Here is a 16,075-nt window from a genome sequence, read left to right on the forward strand (position 1 = left end):
TGCTAGGAGGCATTAGCGTGCATCAAATCCTAAAACCGGGGGTAACACTGGATGTTATTCCCACTAACCAGTTTAAAACCATTACCATTATGATCGACTTTGTGGCCCCGTTGACGGTAAAATCAGCGACGAACCGGGCCCTGTTAGGTGAACTATTAGATACCAGCAGTGAAAAATATCCGACTCAAACCGCATTAGCACGCCAACTTTCGCTGCTTTACGGGGCTTCGTTGGGGGTGAACGTCTTAAAGGCGGGGACTAAACATTTAGTTCGAGTGACCTTAAGTACGGTCAACGATCGTTATTTGTCGGATGAAGCTCAGCATCCGCTCTTTCAGCAGGGGTTGGATCTGTTAAGCGAAATATTATTCCACCCGTTAATCCAAAACGGGCAGTTTGACCCTGAAACGTTTAACCGGCAAAAAAATAACTTGGCCGCTGGAATTCGGTCGTTATCGGATGATAAGCAATACGAGGCCAATCAACATATGCGGCAACTGTTATTTGAACACCATCCGGAACAAGCCGTTGGGGCTTTTGGGGACGATCAACTGTTAGAGATGGTGACAAATTCGGAACTGGTCGAAGATTATCGGACAATGTTAACCCATGACGCAATTCACATTGCGGTTATTGGGGACGTCGACGAACAGCAGATGGTTGAACAGATGGCACGGTTACCGTTTCTGCCCCGGAAAACGGATGAACTTGAGTCACCGTACTTCCGGTGGGGGGACCGACAACTCATTGAGGGGGACGAATGGCAGGATTTAACCCAAGCCAAGTTCAATCAAGCCTACCGGTTACCCGTATACGCTACTGATGACGACCACGCAGCGGCGTTAGTTTTCAACGCGGTCTTTGGGGGCTCCCCGCTCTCGTTACTATTTAATAACGTTCGGGAAAAGGCAAGCTTGGCTTACTATGCGTCCTCGAACTATAGCGGTTACACGGGAATGATGACCGTTCAAACGGGAATTAAAGCGGAAGACGTTGATCAAGTGAAGGCTATTATTGCGGAACAGCTGCAATTAATTCGGGATGGCCGCGTAGAATCAGAAACGTTGGGTCAAGTGCAGGCGTCCCTGGTAAACGCCCGGTTATCCGGACTAGATAGTCCTAAGCACCGGTTAAGCGCCCGTTTGAGTGCGGATTTGACCGGTGCTTCAACCCCGTTATCCGAGTGGATAGACCGAATTAACGCGGTAACCATTGCTGATTTGCAACGGGTTGCAAATGACGTTCATTTAACGGCGGAGTATTTCTTACACGGGGGTGAAAAATAATGACTAACGTTCAAAAGCAGGTCTATGAACGATTTGGCGAGTCAATGATTTCCGCACAATTAGATAATGGATTAGATGTCCATATTCTACCTAAGGCGGGATTTCATAAAACATATGCCATCATGACGACGAATTACGGGGCCATTGATAATACGTTTGTGCCACGTGGAGAGCGGGAAACCGTTCATATGCCCGACGGAATTGCACATTTTTTAGAGCATAAACTGTTTGAGAAGCAGGATTATGATGCCTTTCAGTTGTTTGGTCAGTACGGGGCTAGCAGTAATGCGTTTACCACGTTTACCACAACGAGTTACCTCTTTTCCGCCTCCCAAAACATTCACGATAACTTAGACATCCTGTTAGATTTTGTTCAGGAGCCCTATTTTTCGGAAGCCTCCGTTAATAAGGAAAAGGGCATTATTGGTCAAGAAATCCAAATGTATGACGATGACGCTGGCTGGCAGCTCTACTTTGGTACCCTAAGAAATCTTTTCCCGGGTGAGCCCATGAGTATTGATATTGCGGGGACGGTAGAGTCCATTGATCAAATTACTGCCGATGATCTATACAGGAGTTACCGGACCTTTTATCATCCCAGCAATATGAGCCTGTTCATTGTCGGTGGAATTGATGCGGATGAAACATTGAATTGGGTGACGGCCAACCAGAATCGGAAGACTTTTTCTGCCCCGACTGAAATAAAACGACACCCGATTCATCATGTTAAGGCCGATGAGGTCATTCCGTTCACCCAAACCCCAATGCCCGTTAACCGAGCCAAGGCTGCCGTGGGGATGCGGGGGTTTGATTCACTGCCCGAAGGTAAAGCTGGTATGGTGTATGAGCTAGCCCTGTCCATGATGATGGATTTGTTATTTAATGACACGTCAGAAACCTATCTGGCGTTATATAATCAGGGGCTCATTGACGATAGTTTTGGCTATTCTTCGGAAGTTGAACGGGGAGCGCATTTTATCATGATTTCAAGTGAAACTGATGAGCCAGAAACCTTTATTAAAACGTTTGAATCCCTGCTGGATGCCGCTCCCGATAAAATCGGGCAGTTAGCCGACCAGTTTGAACTGGTCAAGAATGAGGCTGCGGGTCGGCTGATTTCAGCAATGAATTCGGTTGAAGCCATCGCTAACCAGTATTCCGGCCCACTCTTTGGTCAGACAAATATTTTTGATGAGTTAGAGGCCGTTCAGCAGCTAACCTTGGCGGATGTTCAGCGTGTGACTACTGATTTTATTAGGAATGGCGCAATGACGGGTCACGTTGTTAATCCATTGGTTGACAATGATAAAAATTAATTAAGTTCTAGATATTCGGTAGGAAATCATAAAAGAAGTGCGTCCCTATGCTATACTTCTAAGTAGATAACTTTTTTAGAACGGGTGGAGAGTAAGCAAATGAGCGAACAAGGAAATAACTCAAGCCTTGGTGAAACGTTAAAAAATGCAAGAATTGCCAAGGGCCTAACCTTAGATGATTTACAGCAAAATACTAAGATTCAGAAGCGATACTTAATTGATATCGAGGACCAAAATTATGATGACTTACCTGGAGACTTTTACGTTCGGGCCTTTATTAAGCAGTATGCGGATTCGGTCGGCTTGAATGGAACGGAATTATTAAAGCAGTATGACCAAGAACTTCCTAGCATGCAAACCCAAGAGTATATCGATCGGATGAACGAAGATAACTTAGAAACTCGGAGTGCGCAACGCCAGGCCGAAGAACGAACTTCTAAGGTTAGAAGTTATATTCCAATTGCGATTGTTTCTGTCATTGTCGTTGTGATCCTCCTTGGGATTTGGTTTGCAGCGGCTAAGACCGGGCACTCCACCTCAAGACGGAACGTGGATAGTAGTTCCGTTTCAGTTGAAGGCAGTTCCGCCAAGAAAGCGGATAGTCTTTCAAGTGAGCGGGCAAGCTCTAGTTCTAAGAAGGCGGAGGAAAAGAAGCAGGCCGATAGTAAAAAGGCCTCGGCGATTTCCTTTAAGAAGGACAGCAGTACTTCAAATGGCTCGACTTGGACAATGAAAAATGCTCCGAAGGGAAAGAAGACCGTTGAGGTTAGCACCTCAGCCAATTGTTGGACTTCCCTTACAGCTAATGGATCAACGGTTTATCAAGGGGCTGTGAAAGGTAAGCATAGTGAATCAATCCCAAGTAACGCCAAATCAGTGAAGATTAACTTAGGGAATGCAAATGTCGCAACCTTAAAGATTAACGGTAAGAAATTGGATTTTAGCGGAAATACGAAGGCTAGTTCATCGACGATGGTTCAAACCATCACCGTTAATTTTAGTTAGCACACCGGTTTAGGAGGGGACATTTTGAATTTACCTAATCGTTTAACGTTATTTCGGATACTTTTAATTCCGGTATTCTTTTTACTACTGGCATTACCACTCCACTGGGGCGAAGTTACCTGGCTAGGCACCGTTATTCCGGTGACCCAGGTTTGGGCGGCAATTGTCTTTGCGGTGGCCTCGCTAACGGATTTTTTGGACGGCCACATTGCCCGCAGTCAGCACTTAGTGACTAACTTTGGTAAGTTTGCGGATCCTTTGGCAGATAAAATGTTGGTGATGACGGCTTTTATCTTTTTGGTTGCGTTAGGCTGGGTGCCCGCATGGGTGGCTGCACTAATTGTCTGTCGGGAACTTGCGGTAACTGGATTACGGTTAATCGTGGTGGAAGACGGGGGTCAAGTATTGGCTGCCGCTTGGCCGGGAAAGATTAAGACGACGACCCAAATGATTAGTATCATTTTATTACTGCTAAATAACGTTGGTTTTCAGACCTTGGGAATTCCCATGGCACAAATTTTTCTGTATATTTGTTTATTCTTTACGGTATACTCTGGAATTGATTACTTTGTTAAGAATGGAAGCGTGTTTGCGGATTCGTTTTCAAAGTCATAAGATAGAAGTCGTACAGAAATGTACGGCTTTTTTTATTTAAAAAAATCAATGAGTTATTAATCAGCGTACTTACAGTTGATGAGCGGGAGGGATTTTTATGAAAGCTGAAATTATTGGGATTGGAACTGAAATTTTACTGGGCCAGGTGGTTGATACGAACTCGGCCTTTCTAGCGCGCGAATTAGCTAATCTAGGGATTGAAGTTTATTATCATTCAGTTGTTGGGGATAACACTGAACGATTAACCTCTCAATTGGATACGGCGATGCGGCGGAGCGACTTAGTCGTGATGAGCGGGGGATTAGGGCCAACTCAGGATGATTTGACTAAGCAAACGGTTGCTAATTACCTCGGTATCCCACTGGTAATGGATCAAACGGCAATGGCTAAAATTGACGATTACTATCATCAAACGGGGCGTGAAGAGGCCCCAAATAATGCCCTCCAAGCCATGTACTTACAGGGAGCCACGGTCATGCCCAATGATAACGGGATGGCGGTCGGCAACTTCTATCAACAATCTGACGGGGCGGACGTAATGCTGTTACCTGGACCACCCACGGAAATGACAATGATGTTTAACCACTATGGACGCGGATTGCTGGAAGCAGCCTACCACCGAAATGAATTTCTGGTTTCCCGGGTGTTACGGTTCTATGGAATTGGCGAATCGCTTCTAGTGACCAAATTGAGTGATCTTATTGATCAGCAAACGAACCCTACAATCGCACCCTACGCTAAAACGAATGAAGTTACGTTGCGACTGACGGCGAGTGCCGAACAAGAAGCGAAAGCTAAGGGTTTATTAGATGGTATGGAAGCCCAAATTCAGGCTCGGGTGGGAGACTATCTCTATGGCTACGGTGATGATAATTCACTTGAAGCCGTTGTCGTTGCCGGATTAAAGGACCAGCAACTCACCATTACGGCCGCGGAAAGTCTGACGGCCGGTCAGTTTCAGAGTACGTTGGGGAACGTTCCGGGGGTCTCAACGGTCTTTCCCGGCGGGTTTGTCACTTATTCGGCGGAGGCAAAAGCAGCCTTACTCCAGATACCGAGTGAAATTATCGAAAAATACGGGGTTGTAAGCGAACAAACCGCCGTTTGGATGGCTAAACAGGCGAAGAAAACACTGCAGACGGATATTGGAATATCCTTTACTGGCGTTGCCGGTCCCGAAGAGTTGGAGGGTCAACCCGCGGGTACCGTTTGGATTGGGATTGCCTTCAAGGATCAGACGCCGTTTGGCCGGTTAATTCATCTTGCAGGGACCCGGGACAGAATCCGGGAGCGCAGTGTCATGGCGGGATTAGATCTCATTCGAAGGCAACTCCTAACCCTAAAATAGCACCGAACATTTGTTCATATTTTGCTTGATTTTTTGGTTGAATCAAAGTATAGTTAACCTATGTTATTTAGAAGAACGAAGGAGGAACAGCATGGCTGATGAACGGAAGGCTGCTCTAGACAAGGCACTTAAAAAGATTGAAAAGGACTTCGGTAAGGGGTCCATTATGCGCATGGGAGATGCTGTGGACACCCAAATTTCAACCGTTTCTAGCGGATCACTAGCTTTAGACGTTGCGTTAGGGGTTGGTGGTTTCCCACGGGGACGGATTGTTGAAATCTACGGACCTGAAAGTTCAGGTAAGACGACCATTGCGTTACATGCCGTTGCTGAGGTTCAAAAGCAGGGCGGCACCGCGGCTTACATCGATGCTGAAAATGCGTTGGATCCTGAGTATGCCACTGCGTTGGGAGTTAACGTGGATGATTTACTTCTTTCCCAACCTGATACGGGTGAACAGGGATTAGAAATTGCGGACGCCTTAATTTCCAGTGGGGCCATTGATATTGTGGTCATTGATTCAGTCGCTGCATTAGTTCCCCGGGCAGAAATTGAGGGTGAAATTGGCGATAACCACGTGGGTCTTCAGGCTCGGTTAATGTCTCAAGCGTTACGGAAACTGTCCGGGACGTTAAATAAGACGAAAACAATTGCCCTATTTATCAATCAAATTCGTGAAAAGGTCGGGGTAATGTTTGGAAACCCTGAAACCACTCCCGGTGGTCGGGCTTTGAAGTTCTACTCGACCGTTCGATTGGAAATTCGGCGCGCGGAACAAATTAAAGACGGGACCGACGTTATTGGTAACCGGACGCGGATCAAAGTCGTTAAAAATAAGGTGGCGTCTCCCTTTAAGAAGGCTGAAGTTGACATTATGTACGGTCATGGAATTTCCCAAACGGGTGAATTGATCGATATGGGTGTGGAGAAGGATATCGTTAAGAAATCCGGATCTTGGTATTCATACGGCAACGATCGGATTGGCCAAGGCCGTGAGAATGCGAAGAAATACGTTGATGAACACCCAGAAGTTAGGGCTGAAATTTACCGTAAGGTTCGGGATGCTTACGGCATTTTGATCGATGGTGAAACGGAAGCTGAAGTAGAGACAACCTCGGGTACACCAGAGACCGATAAGGCTAACCAAACTAATGAAACTAAACAATTAGATTTAGATGCCAACCAAGAAGAAGTGGAATAAGGCAACAAAGTTCGTAGACAGATAATATCATGCGATTTTCGATAAAAGCGATTCTTCCAATCCGACGTGTGAGTCGAATGGGGGAATCGTTTTTACTTTCAATAAATTTGGGGAAATTTGAAGTTGGCGGGGAAATCCCGTCGGGGCGTACAAAGTTGGTTGACACTTGATTTGACAAACATTAGAATAAGAGAGGTGTCAATAATCAAATAACATCTTGAAATGCCGATAATTTTTTATCAAATTTTGATGATGCGGAGGTGGAGTTATGAGTATTCCAGAAATAATCCTCGCATTCATCGCTATTGTTGTTGGTGTCGTGGCGGGTTACTATGGTCGTAAAACCGTTCATGAACGCAAATTGGATGCAGCCAAGAATACGGCTGCGGGAATTTTAGCGGAAGCGAAAAAGCAGGCTGAAACAAGTAACAAGGAGGCAATTCTTCAAGCTAAGGAGGAAAGCCACAAATATCGCGCTAAGGTTGAAAATGAACTTAAACAGCGTCGCGCCGAAGTTCAGAAACAAGAAGACCGGGTGTTACAGCGTGAAGAGGCTCTTGATCGCAAGGATAATTCGTTTGAAAAACGAGAGAACTCCCTGAGCAAAAAGGAAAAGAAGCTCGACGGAGAGAAGCAGAATTTATTAAAGAAACAACAACAGGCAGATTCACTCATTGCTAAGCGTCAGGCAGCAGTTGAAGAAGTTGCCGCGTTAACCGCTGAGGAAGCGCGAACCCGTTTAATGGACGAGGCTAAGACAGAATTAGCTGCTGAACGAGCAAAACTCATTCAGGAAAGTAACGCTGAAGCACAGAAGACGGCTGATCAAAACGCTAAGGACTTAGTGGTTTCAGCAATTCAGCGAAGTGCGTCCGATGTTGCTTCAGAGACAACAGTTTCCGTTGTTAACTTACCCAACGACGATATGAAGGGGCGGATTATTGGTCGAGAAGGGCGTAATATTCGAACCTTTGAAACGTTAACCGGGATTGATCTTATTATTGATGATACCCCGAACGCCGTTGTATTGAGTGGGTTCGACCCTATTCGGCGGGAAGTTGCCAAGCTAGCACTCGAAAAATTAATTCAGGACGGGCGGATTCATCCTGCCCGGATTGAAGAGATGGTTGAGAAGGCTCGCAAGGACATGGACGAACACGTGCGTGAAATTGGTGAACAAGCAACGTTCGATCTCGGCATTCATTCTATGAGTCCTGAGTTAGTGAAGCTTGTTGGCCGGTTAAATTACCGAACGTCTTACGGGCAAAATGTGTTAAAGCACTCAGTTGAGGTAGCCCAAATTGCGGGTAACCTGGCAGCTGAAATGGGTGAAGATGCAACATTAGCAAAACGTGCAGGATTATTACACGATATTGGAAAGGCAGCAGATTCCGATATAGAGGGATCTCACGTTGATTTAGGCGTTGAGATCGCTAAGAAGTATAAAGAAAGTCCGGTTGTAATCAATACGATCGCGTCACACGAAGGGGATACTGAACCACTTTATGTCATTTCAGAACTAGTCTCAGTAGCCGATACAATTTCTGCGACGCGGCCTGGCGCCCGTTCCGACTCACTGGATAACTACATTCATCGACTTGAAAAGCTTGAAACCATTGCGGATAGCTTTGACGGGGTGGAGAAGAGTTATGCCATTCAAGCGGGACGTGAAGTTCGGGTAGTTGTTGAACCAACCAAGATTTCAGATCTTGATGCTGTTGTTTTGGCGCGCGACATCAAGAAGCGGATCGAAGCGGACATGGAATACCCTGGTCACATTAAAGTGGCGGTAATTCGTGAGACGCGGTCGGTTGAGTACGCAAAGTAAATATGATGACCATAAAACGAAGGTGGGCTGCCAATGGGAGCCCACCTTCGTTTTCAGCTTTTAAGCGACAATTGTGGCTCGTTTTACGGTAGAATTCCGTGGTAAAATGAGACTAACGAACGGGAGAGAATCTCCTTAGATAAGAGGAAAATTATGCGAATTTTGTTTATTGGTGATGTTGTGGGCAACACGGGAATTGAGATGGTGCAGACCTATCTTCCGCAACTTAAACGTGATTTAAAGCCACAGGTCACCATTGTAAACGGAGAAAATTCGACGGCGGTTGGCCGGGGAATCTCTCAAACGATTTATAAGCAGGTATTAGCTGCTGGAGCAGATGTTGTTACCATGGGCAATCATACGTGGGATAATGCCGAAATTTTTGACTTTATTGAGGATGCGCCACGGTTGGTGCGGCCAATGAATTTTCCGGGTCGGGATGTCCCTGGTCAGGGAGTTACTCGAATTAAGGTGAACAGCTTAACCTTAGACGTTGTGAATATGCAGGGACGGGTCTTTATGGCCCCGTTAGACGATCCCTTTGCGTGCATGGAGGAACTGTTAGCGACTGTTTGTCGGGATGCAAGCCATATTTTTGTTGATTTTCACGCAGAAACGACGAGCGAAAAACGGGCGTTTGCGTTAAAATTCGATGGACGGGTTTCAGCAGTGGTTGGGACGCACACGCACGTTCAAACGAACGATGCGACGGTGCTGCCTAAGGGAACGGGATTTTTAACGGACGCCGGCATGACGGGACCCAATGATGGGATCCTCGGAATGAAACCAGAGGCGGTCATTCATCGGTTTGAAACCCAACGACCAACCCGGTTTGAAGTTGAAACACGGGGGAAGGGACTATTATCCGGGTGCGTCATTGACCTGGATGATAAGACGGGCCAAACCAAAAAAATAAGGTCGATTATGATTAATCCGGATCATCCGTACCTTCCCTAAATCAGTGAGTAACATGTAATGAAGATTAAGTAATCGTTAATAATTGAAAGGATGACTAACGAGTGGCCAAACAAGCGACAACGCCCATGATGGAGCAATATCAAGCAATTAAGGATCAGTATCCGGACGCCTTCCTTTTTTATCGGTTGGGAGATTTTTACGAAATGTTCAATGAGGATGCCGTTAAGGGCTCTCAACTACTTGAACTCACATTAACGACTCGTAGTCATAGCGCAAAAAATCCAATTCCGATGTGTGGCGTACCCCACAAGGCAGCCCAAAGCTATATTGATATTTTAGTGGATAAGGGTTATAAGGTTGCCATTTGCGAACAAATGGAGGACCCTAAGCTGGCCAAGGGAATGGTTAAGCGTGAAGTAATTCGGCTTGTGACCCCCGGAACCCAAACGGATTCAAGTGCTTCAGAGGCCAAGGAAAACAACTATTTAACAGCCTTAACGTTTAACGATAATCAGTATGGTTTTGCCTACACGGATCTATCAACCGGGGAATTGAAAACTAGTTTGTTAGCTGATTTTGATGCCGTTTTAAATGAGGTCACTAGCCTACAAACCAAAGAAATTGTGGTTGATGACTCCGTTCCTGAACCGCTATTAGCTCAAGCAAACGCCCTGGGGATTTTAGTATCGACTCAGGTTGAAACGATTGAGGCATCTGAGGTGAACTATTTAACCCAAGATTTAGACGCTGATTTAAGCAAACGGGTGGTGACCTTACTCTTAAGCTATGTGACTACCACCCAAAAACGGAGCTTAGCCCATTTACAGCGGGCGGTTGTCTATGAACCGGCCTACTTCCTTAAAATGGATCGGAGTTCCCAGCGTAATTTGGAATTAACCACCAACATCCGAACGGGGAAAAAATCCGGGACGCTACTTTGGCTACTTGATGAGACTAAGACCGCAATGGGCGGCCGGCTGTTAAAACAGTGGCTGGATCGGCCGCTACTAAATAAAGCTGCCATCCTAACCCGACAGAACCAAGTGAGTGAACTGCTGGATCATTATTTTGAACGAAATAACCTTCAGGACGACTTGGTGGAAGTCTACGATTTAGAGCGTTTAGCTGGCCGGGTTGCGTTTGGTAGTGTTAACGGGCGCGACCTCATACAGCTAATGACGTCCCTACGTCAGATTCCGAAGATCCAGCACACTCTGAGTGAGCTGGATCCCGAAACCTTTAAGTCACTATTAAATCAGATGGATCCCTGCCTTGACGTTGCTGATGCCATTGAAGAAGCGATCGTCTCTGACCCCCCAATTTCGGTAACGGATGGGGGACTGATTCGAGATGGTTACCAACCGCAACTAGATCAGTATCGGGATGCCATGAAGAATGGCAAGCAGTGGTTAGCCAACTTAGAAGCCCAAGAGCGGGAAATTACGGGGATTAACAACCTAAAAATTGGGTTTAACCATGTATTTGGCTACTATATTGAAGTAACGAAGGTTAACTTAGATAAGATTCCAAAGGATCGGTACGAACGCAAGCAAACGCTAACGAACGCCGAACGGTTTTCGACGCCTGAACTAAAGGAAAAGGAAGCCTTAATTCTAGAGGCGCAAGAAAAGTCAACCGCCTTAGAGTACGAACTCTTTACCCAGTTGCGGGAGTTAGTCAAGACTGCCATTCAACGGCTGCAGAAGTTGGCGCAGGCCGTAGCAACTTTAGACGTCATTCAAAGTTTTGCGGTTGTGAGTGAAGACTTCCACTACGTTCGGCCAGACTTCACGGACGATCATGATTTAGAAATTGTTGAGGGTCGCCACCCGGTGGTGGAAAAGGTAATGGGACGACAGCAATACGTTCCAAATGACGTGACGATGCCAAATGACACGACGATTTTACTCATTACCGGGCCCAACATGTCCGGAAAGAGTACTTACATGCGGCAGTTAGCGTTAACCGTTATCATGGCCCAGGTTGGGTGTTTTGTCCCCGCTAAGTCAGCCAAGATGCCAATTTTCGATCAGATTTTCACCCGGATTGGTGCCGCCGACGACCTCATTTCGGGGCAAAGTACGTTTATGGTGGAAATGCAGGAAGCGAATAATGCCTTAAGCCACGCAACGGAAAACAGTTTGATTCTGTTTGACGAAATTGGCCGGGGAACGGCAACGTATGATGGGATGTCGCTAGCTCAGGCCATTATTGAATTTGTGCACGATCATATTCACGCGAAGACCCTATTTTCTACTCACTACCACGAATTGACGGCGTTAGAAGAGAACCTCGCTGAACTTCAAAACGTCCACGTTGGGGCAGTCGAAAAGGATGGCGATCTCGTCTTCCTCCACCAAATTCAGGCGGGTCCTGCCGATAAATCGTACGGAATCCACGTGGCTAAGTTAGCGGGGATGCCTGATAAATTACTCAACCGGGCGGACGTCATTTTAAAACAGTTAGAAAATTCTGATGACCAACAAAAGATCGCCGCAGAGCCAAATCAGCGGGAAGCTTTACCGGTTGATCAGGTTGAAACGGCTGAAGTTAAGGGTGAACCCGAGGCCGCTGAACAGGGTAGTTCAATGCCACAGTCGGATGAGCAGCTGTCGCTGTTTAACGATGCGGAGGTGGTAAATCCGAAGGCCCAAAGAATTATTGAGGACTTAAAGACCTTGAATTTAATGGCGTTAACGCCCATGGATGTGATGAATCAAGTCTATAAGTGGCAGCAAAAGATGGGACGATAGCTTAATGGAGGTGTAAAAATGTCAAAAATTCAGGAATTACCGACGGTGCTTACCAATCAGATTACGGCTGGCGAGGTTATTGAACGACCCGCTTCAGTTGTTAAGGAGCTGGTTGAAAATGCCATTGACGCCCACAGTACTGAAATTGATATTAACGTTGAAGAAGCCGGCCTTAAACGAATCCAGATTATTGATGATGGTGACGGGATTCCTGATGGTGACGCCGAAATGGCTTTTAAACGTCACGCCACGAGCAAAATTGCAACGCCCGATGATTTATTACGGGTTCATTCACTGGGATTTAGAGGCGAGGCGCTTCCAAGTATTGCTTCAATCTCTGATACGGTTTTAACGACGTCAACGGGAGATTCCGGAACGTTGATTCACATAACGGGTGGGGATTTAGTTGCCCATAAACCGGCTCAAGCTCGGCGGGGGACCTCAGTGACCGTCAAAGATCTGTTTTTTAACGTGCCCGCAAGAAAGAAGTACCTCAAATCGGCTAGTACAGAGTTGGCCCGAATTACGGATATTGTCAACCGGGAAGCGCTAAGCCACCCAGAGATTTCGTTTTCGTTTACCCATAACGGTCGTGAACTACTCCATACTACCGGACGGGGTGACCTCCTGCAGGTAATATCAGCGATCTATGGGGTCCAAACGGCAAAGAAAATGGTTGCCGTGACGGGTCAAAACGAGGTGGCAACGTTATCCGGGTTTGTGAGTTTACCCGAAGTGACGCGGGCCAGTCGGGGTTATATTTCGGTTCTATTGAACGGACGGTTTGTTCGGAATCAACAGTTAAACAAGGCGATTATTGCTGGATACGGATCAAAACTCATGGTGGGGCGGTACCCCATTGGAATCTTAAACCTTGAGATGGATCCGGCACTGGTGGATGTGAACGTTCACCCGACGAAACAGGAAGTTCGAATTAGTCAGGAACCTGAGTTAAGCAAGCTCTTAACCAGCTCGATTTTTGACCGGTTAGCGACGGAAAATCTGATTCCCGACGCGTTAGCCGGATTTGAAAAAAAGCGTGAAGCTATTAGTACCGATCAGTTAACCATGGCGTTAAATGAAGCGTCAACTCAGACGAAGCCGCAGGTCACCGTTCAGGCTTCCAAACCAGTTGAACCAGTCGTCCCACCAATTAGTCCTGTTTCGAATGTAGTAGAGGGCCAGCCTAATCCGTTAGCACTTCAAGTTGAGGCCGATAATATTACCCCGGTGATTATTCATTCGACACAGGAATTGCAGTCACCGATTGTTAAGCAGTTTGATGAAAAATATCAGCACGAAGTGGTTGGACTGCCGTTTGATCAACCTAATTTGGCTGGGGAAGAAGCTGCTAAGGAAACTGAACCGGCTGATCAAGTGCAGTCGGTAACGGATGAAATGACTCAAACCGTGGCGATCAGCGAGCGGTTTCCGCAGTTACAGTACGTGGGTCAGGTTCACGGAACGTATTTACTTGCTGAAGCGCCCGATGGAATGTACATCTTAGACCAGCACGCAGCTCAAGAACGGGTCAATTACGAACACTTCCGTCAGGCCATTGGAGAAGTTTCAGATGACCAGCAAAAGCTCCTGGTTCCCATTGTATTGGACTATCCAACGGCTGATGCACTACGAATTTCGGATCAATTATCCGTATTGGCGGGGGCGGGTCTCCACTTAGAACCGTTTGGTCAAAATAGCTTCATTGTTAGGGAACATCCGACTTGGTTTGTGGCGGGTCAGGAACAGGAAACCATTCAAGAAATGGTGGATTGGGTGCTGAAGACAGGCCACTTGACGGTTGCTGAGTTTCGTGAAAAAACGGCGATTATGATGAGTTGTAAACGGGCGATCAAGGCTAATCATCATTTGGATGATCAACAGGCCCGAGCCCTCCTGAAAAAACTGCCAACCTGTGAAAATCCGTTTAACTGTCCCCACGGGCGCCCTGTGCTAGTTCACTTTACGAATGATGACCTCGAAAAAATGTTCAAACGGATTCAGGATCCCCATAAAAGCACGCACGAAAGCTTTGAAACTGAAGAAGAAGCCTAGGCGGGCTTTTTTTGTGGGGTAAATTTATGGTAAAATGCAAAGGCAAACATACGTTTAGGTAGAGGAGGATCAGAAATGTTTGAGTATTTAAAGGGAGCCATCACCGCGGTTTTACCGGATCATATTGTGGTCGAGGTGAATGGAGTGGGCTACTACCTTAACACCGCCAATCCGTACCAGTACCAGGAGGGTCAGACGGAAGTCGTCTACGTTTACCAAGCAGTCAGTGATTCGGCGATTACCTTATACGGCTTTACGGACGCTGCCGAAAAGGCGCTGTTTCTAACGCTAATTAAGGTGAGCGGTATTGGGCCCAAGAGTGCCCTGGCCATTCTGGCTGGCAACGCCGACCATCAGGGATTAATCAACGCCATTAATACTGAAAATATTACCTACCTAACAAAGTTTCCGGGTGTGGGAAAGAAAACGGCCGCGCAAATCGTACTTGATCTAAAGGGAAAGTTAGCCCCTAAAACAGCAAACGTTGAATTATTAGCTGATGAAGGGGTCCAAGAGACTGGTAGTCCCGTCTTAGATGATGCTCTCGCAGCGTTAAAGGCGCTGGGGTATAAGGAGACGGCCGTTAAGAAGATTACGCCTAAGTTAGCCAAAATGGGTTATACAACAACGAACGATTACTTAAGTGCGGGCTTAAAACTATTAACGAATAGTTAGGGTTAGGCACCAGAAAGGAGCTTTTTAATGGATGATGACGAACGGTTAGTGTCGGGAGAACCAGAGAGCGAAAAAGAAGCGTCCATTGAACGCTCGTTACGCCCCGCCTTCCTGTCGGAATACATTGGTCAGGACAATATTAAGCAAAATCTGTCGATCTATATTGAAGCCGCCCGGCAACGCGAGGAATCACTCGACCACGTCTTACTTTATGGACCGCCTGGATTAGGTAAGACGACCTTAGCAATGGTGATTGCCAACGAAATGGGCGTGGCAATTAAGACGACTAGCGGCCCGGCGGTGGAAAAGCCGGGCGACCTTGTTGCACTGCTTAACGAACTTCAGCCCGGTGACATTCTGTTTATTGATGAAATTCACCGGCTGCCCAAAATTGTGGAAGAAATGTTGTACTCGGCAATGGAAGATTTTTACGTGGACATTGTAGTGGGGCAGGGACCAACCGCCCATCCCGTTCACTTTCCACTGCCACCGTTTACCCTAATTGGGGCGACGACCCGGGCCGGGGGATTATCCGCACCTCTGCGTGATCGGTTTGGGATTGTTGAACACATGGCGTACTATTCGGTCGTGGACCTTCAGGAAATTGTGAACCGGACTGCGGGAATCTTTAACACGGTCATTGATTCAGATGGTGCGCATGAAGTGGCGTTGCGGTCACGGGGCACCCCCCGGATTGCTAACCGGTTGTTTAAACGAATCCGGGACTTTGCTCAGGTTAAGCAGGCGGATCATCGGATCACCCGTGTGCTCGTTGATCGTTCACTTCAACTGCTTAAGGTGGACTCCATCGGATTGGATCAAACGGATATCAAGCTGTTAAAGATGATGATCGAGTACTACCATGGCGGTCCAGTGGGATTAAATACACTGGCGGCTAATATTGGTGAGGAGGCCGACACCGTTGCTGAAATGACGGAACCTTACTTGATGCAGATTGGCTATATTAAACGGACGTCCCGGGGGCGAGTGGTCACAGCTGCAGCTTACGAACACCTGGGGTATGAGCGGCCTACCGATCAGTCCTAATGATAATGGATCAGAATTTAATTAAAAA

Annotated in this window: 12 protein-coding genes; all 12 read left to right on the top strand. The window is 46.8% G+C overall.

The annotated features are described in order from the left end of the window. Positions 1-17 precede the first annotated feature (17 nt). The 12 genes from yfmF (at position 18) to ruvB (ending at position 16,047) form a co-directional block, all read left to right on the top strand. Complete coding sequence (yfmF, locus tag DCM90_RS08995; RefSeq protein WP_109251027.1) at positions 18-1,286, top strand: EF-P 5-aminopentanol modification-associated protein YfmF; 1,269 nt, start codon at positions 18-20, stop codon at positions 1,284-1,286. Beyond that, a complete protein-coding gene (yfmH, locus tag DCM90_RS09000) occupies positions 1,286-2,602 on the top strand; it encodes an EF-P 5-aminopentanol modification-associated protein YfmH (RefSeq protein WP_109251028.1) in 1,317 nt (438 codons plus the stop codon). Before yfmF ends, yfmH begins: the two co-directional genes overlap by 1 nt. 99 nt (positions 2,603-2,701) lie before the next feature. After that, positions 2,702-3,607, top strand: a complete 906-nt coding sequence (locus DCM90_RS09005; protein WP_109251029.1) for a helix-turn-helix domain-containing protein — start codon at positions 2,702-2,704, stop codon at positions 3,605-3,607. A gap of 24 nt (positions 3,608-3,631) precedes the next feature. Beyond that, positions 3,632-4,222 (top strand): CDP-diacylglycerol--glycerol-3-phosphate 3-phosphatidyltransferase, encoded by a 591-nt coding sequence (gene pgsA, locus DCM90_RS09010; protein WP_109251030.1) that lies wholly within the window; start codon positions 3,632-3,634, stop codon positions 4,220-4,222. A 97-nt stretch (positions 4,223-4,319) separates the two neighbouring features. Continuing rightward, entirely contained in the window at positions 4,320-5,570 is a 1,251-nt protein-coding gene (locus tag DCM90_RS09015; RefSeq protein WP_109251031.1) for a competence/damage-inducible protein A, read from the top strand. 91 nt (positions 5,571-5,661) lie between these two features. After that, a complete protein-coding gene (gene recA / locus DCM90_RS09020) occupies positions 5,662-6,771 on the top strand; it encodes a recombinase RecA (protein WP_109251032.1) in 1,110 nt (369 codons plus the stop codon). 268 nt (positions 6,772-7,039) lie between these two features. Continuing rightward, the gene (gene rny / locus DCM90_RS09025) at positions 7,040-8,599 is read left to right on the top strand and encodes a ribonuclease Y (protein WP_109251033.1); all 1,560 of its coding nucleotides are present in this window, start codon (positions 7,040-7,042) and stop codon (positions 8,597-8,599) included. Positions 8,600-8,752: 153 nt separating this feature from the next. Next, the gene (locus DCM90_RS09030) at positions 8,753-9,556 is read left to right on the top strand and encodes a TIGR00282 family metallophosphoesterase (protein ID WP_109251034.1); all 804 of its coding nucleotides are present in this window, start codon (positions 8,753-8,755) and stop codon (positions 9,554-9,556) included. A gap of 62 nt (positions 9,557-9,618) precedes the next feature. Continuing rightward, positions 9,619-12,270, top strand: a complete 2,652-nt coding sequence (gene mutS, locus DCM90_RS09035; RefSeq protein WP_165815263.1) for a DNA mismatch repair protein MutS — start codon at positions 9,619-9,621, stop codon at positions 12,268-12,270. Between the two features lie 18 nt (positions 12,271-12,288). Continuing rightward, positions 12,289-14,325 carry a DNA mismatch repair endonuclease MutL gene (gene mutL, locus DCM90_RS09040; RefSeq protein WP_109251035.1) on the top strand — a complete coding sequence of 679 codons (2,037 nt, stop codon included), beginning with the start codon at positions 12,289-12,291 and terminating at the stop codon, positions 14,323-14,325. A gap of 75 nt (positions 14,326-14,400) precedes the next feature. Further along, positions 14,401-15,000 (top strand): Holliday junction branch migration protein RuvA, encoded by a 600-nt coding sequence (gene ruvA, locus DCM90_RS09045; protein ID WP_109251036.1) that lies wholly within the window; start codon positions 14,401-14,403, stop codon positions 14,998-15,000. Positions 15,001-15,027: 27 nt separating this feature from the next. Continuing rightward, positions 15,028-16,047, top strand: coding sequence for a Holliday junction branch migration DNA helicase RuvB (gene ruvB, locus DCM90_RS09050; RefSeq protein WP_109251037.1), 1,020 nt, complete (start codon positions 15,028-15,030; stop codon positions 16,045-16,047). Positions 16,048-16,075 lie beyond the last annotated feature (28 nt).

This window comes from Levilactobacillus bambusae, assembly GCF_003124125.1.
Classification (GTDB): Bacteria; Bacillota; Bacilli; order Lactobacillales; family Lactobacillaceae; genus Levilactobacillus; species Levilactobacillus bambusae.

Excerpts from the sequence above, each read along its gene's own strand:
- yfmH (WP_109251028.1), top strand. The coding sequence starts at position 1,286 with ATGACTAACGTTCAAAAGCAGGTCTATGAACGATTTGGCGAGTCAATG.
- DCM90_RS09005 (WP_109251029.1), top strand. The coding sequence starts at position 2,702 with ATGAGCGAACAAGGAAATAACTCAAGCCTTGGTGAAACGTTAAAAAAT.
- DCM90_RS09015 (WP_109251031.1), top strand. The coding sequence starts at position 4,320 with ATGAAAGCTGAAATTATTGGGATTGGAACTGAAATTTTACTGGGCCAG.
- recA (WP_109251032.1), top strand. The coding sequence starts at position 5,662 with ATGGCTGATGAACGGAAGGCTGCTCTAGACAAGGCACTTAAAAAGATT.
- rny (WP_109251033.1), top strand. The coding sequence starts at position 7,040 with ATGAGTATTCCAGAAATAATCCTCGCATTCATCGCTATTGTTGTTGGT.
- DCM90_RS09030 (WP_109251034.1), top strand. The coding sequence starts at position 8,753 with ATGCGAATTTTGTTTATTGGTGATGTTGTGGGCAACACGGGAATTGAG.
- mutL (WP_109251035.1), top strand. The coding sequence starts at position 12,289 with ATGTCAAAAATTCAGGAATTACCGACGGTGCTTACCAATCAGATTACG.
- ruvA (WP_109251036.1), top strand. The coding sequence starts at position 14,401 with ATGTTTGAGTATTTAAAGGGAGCCATCACCGCGGTTTTACCGGATCAT.
- ruvB (WP_109251037.1), top strand. The coding sequence starts at position 15,028 with ATGGATGATGACGAACGGTTAGTGTCGGGAGAACCAGAGAGCGAAAAA.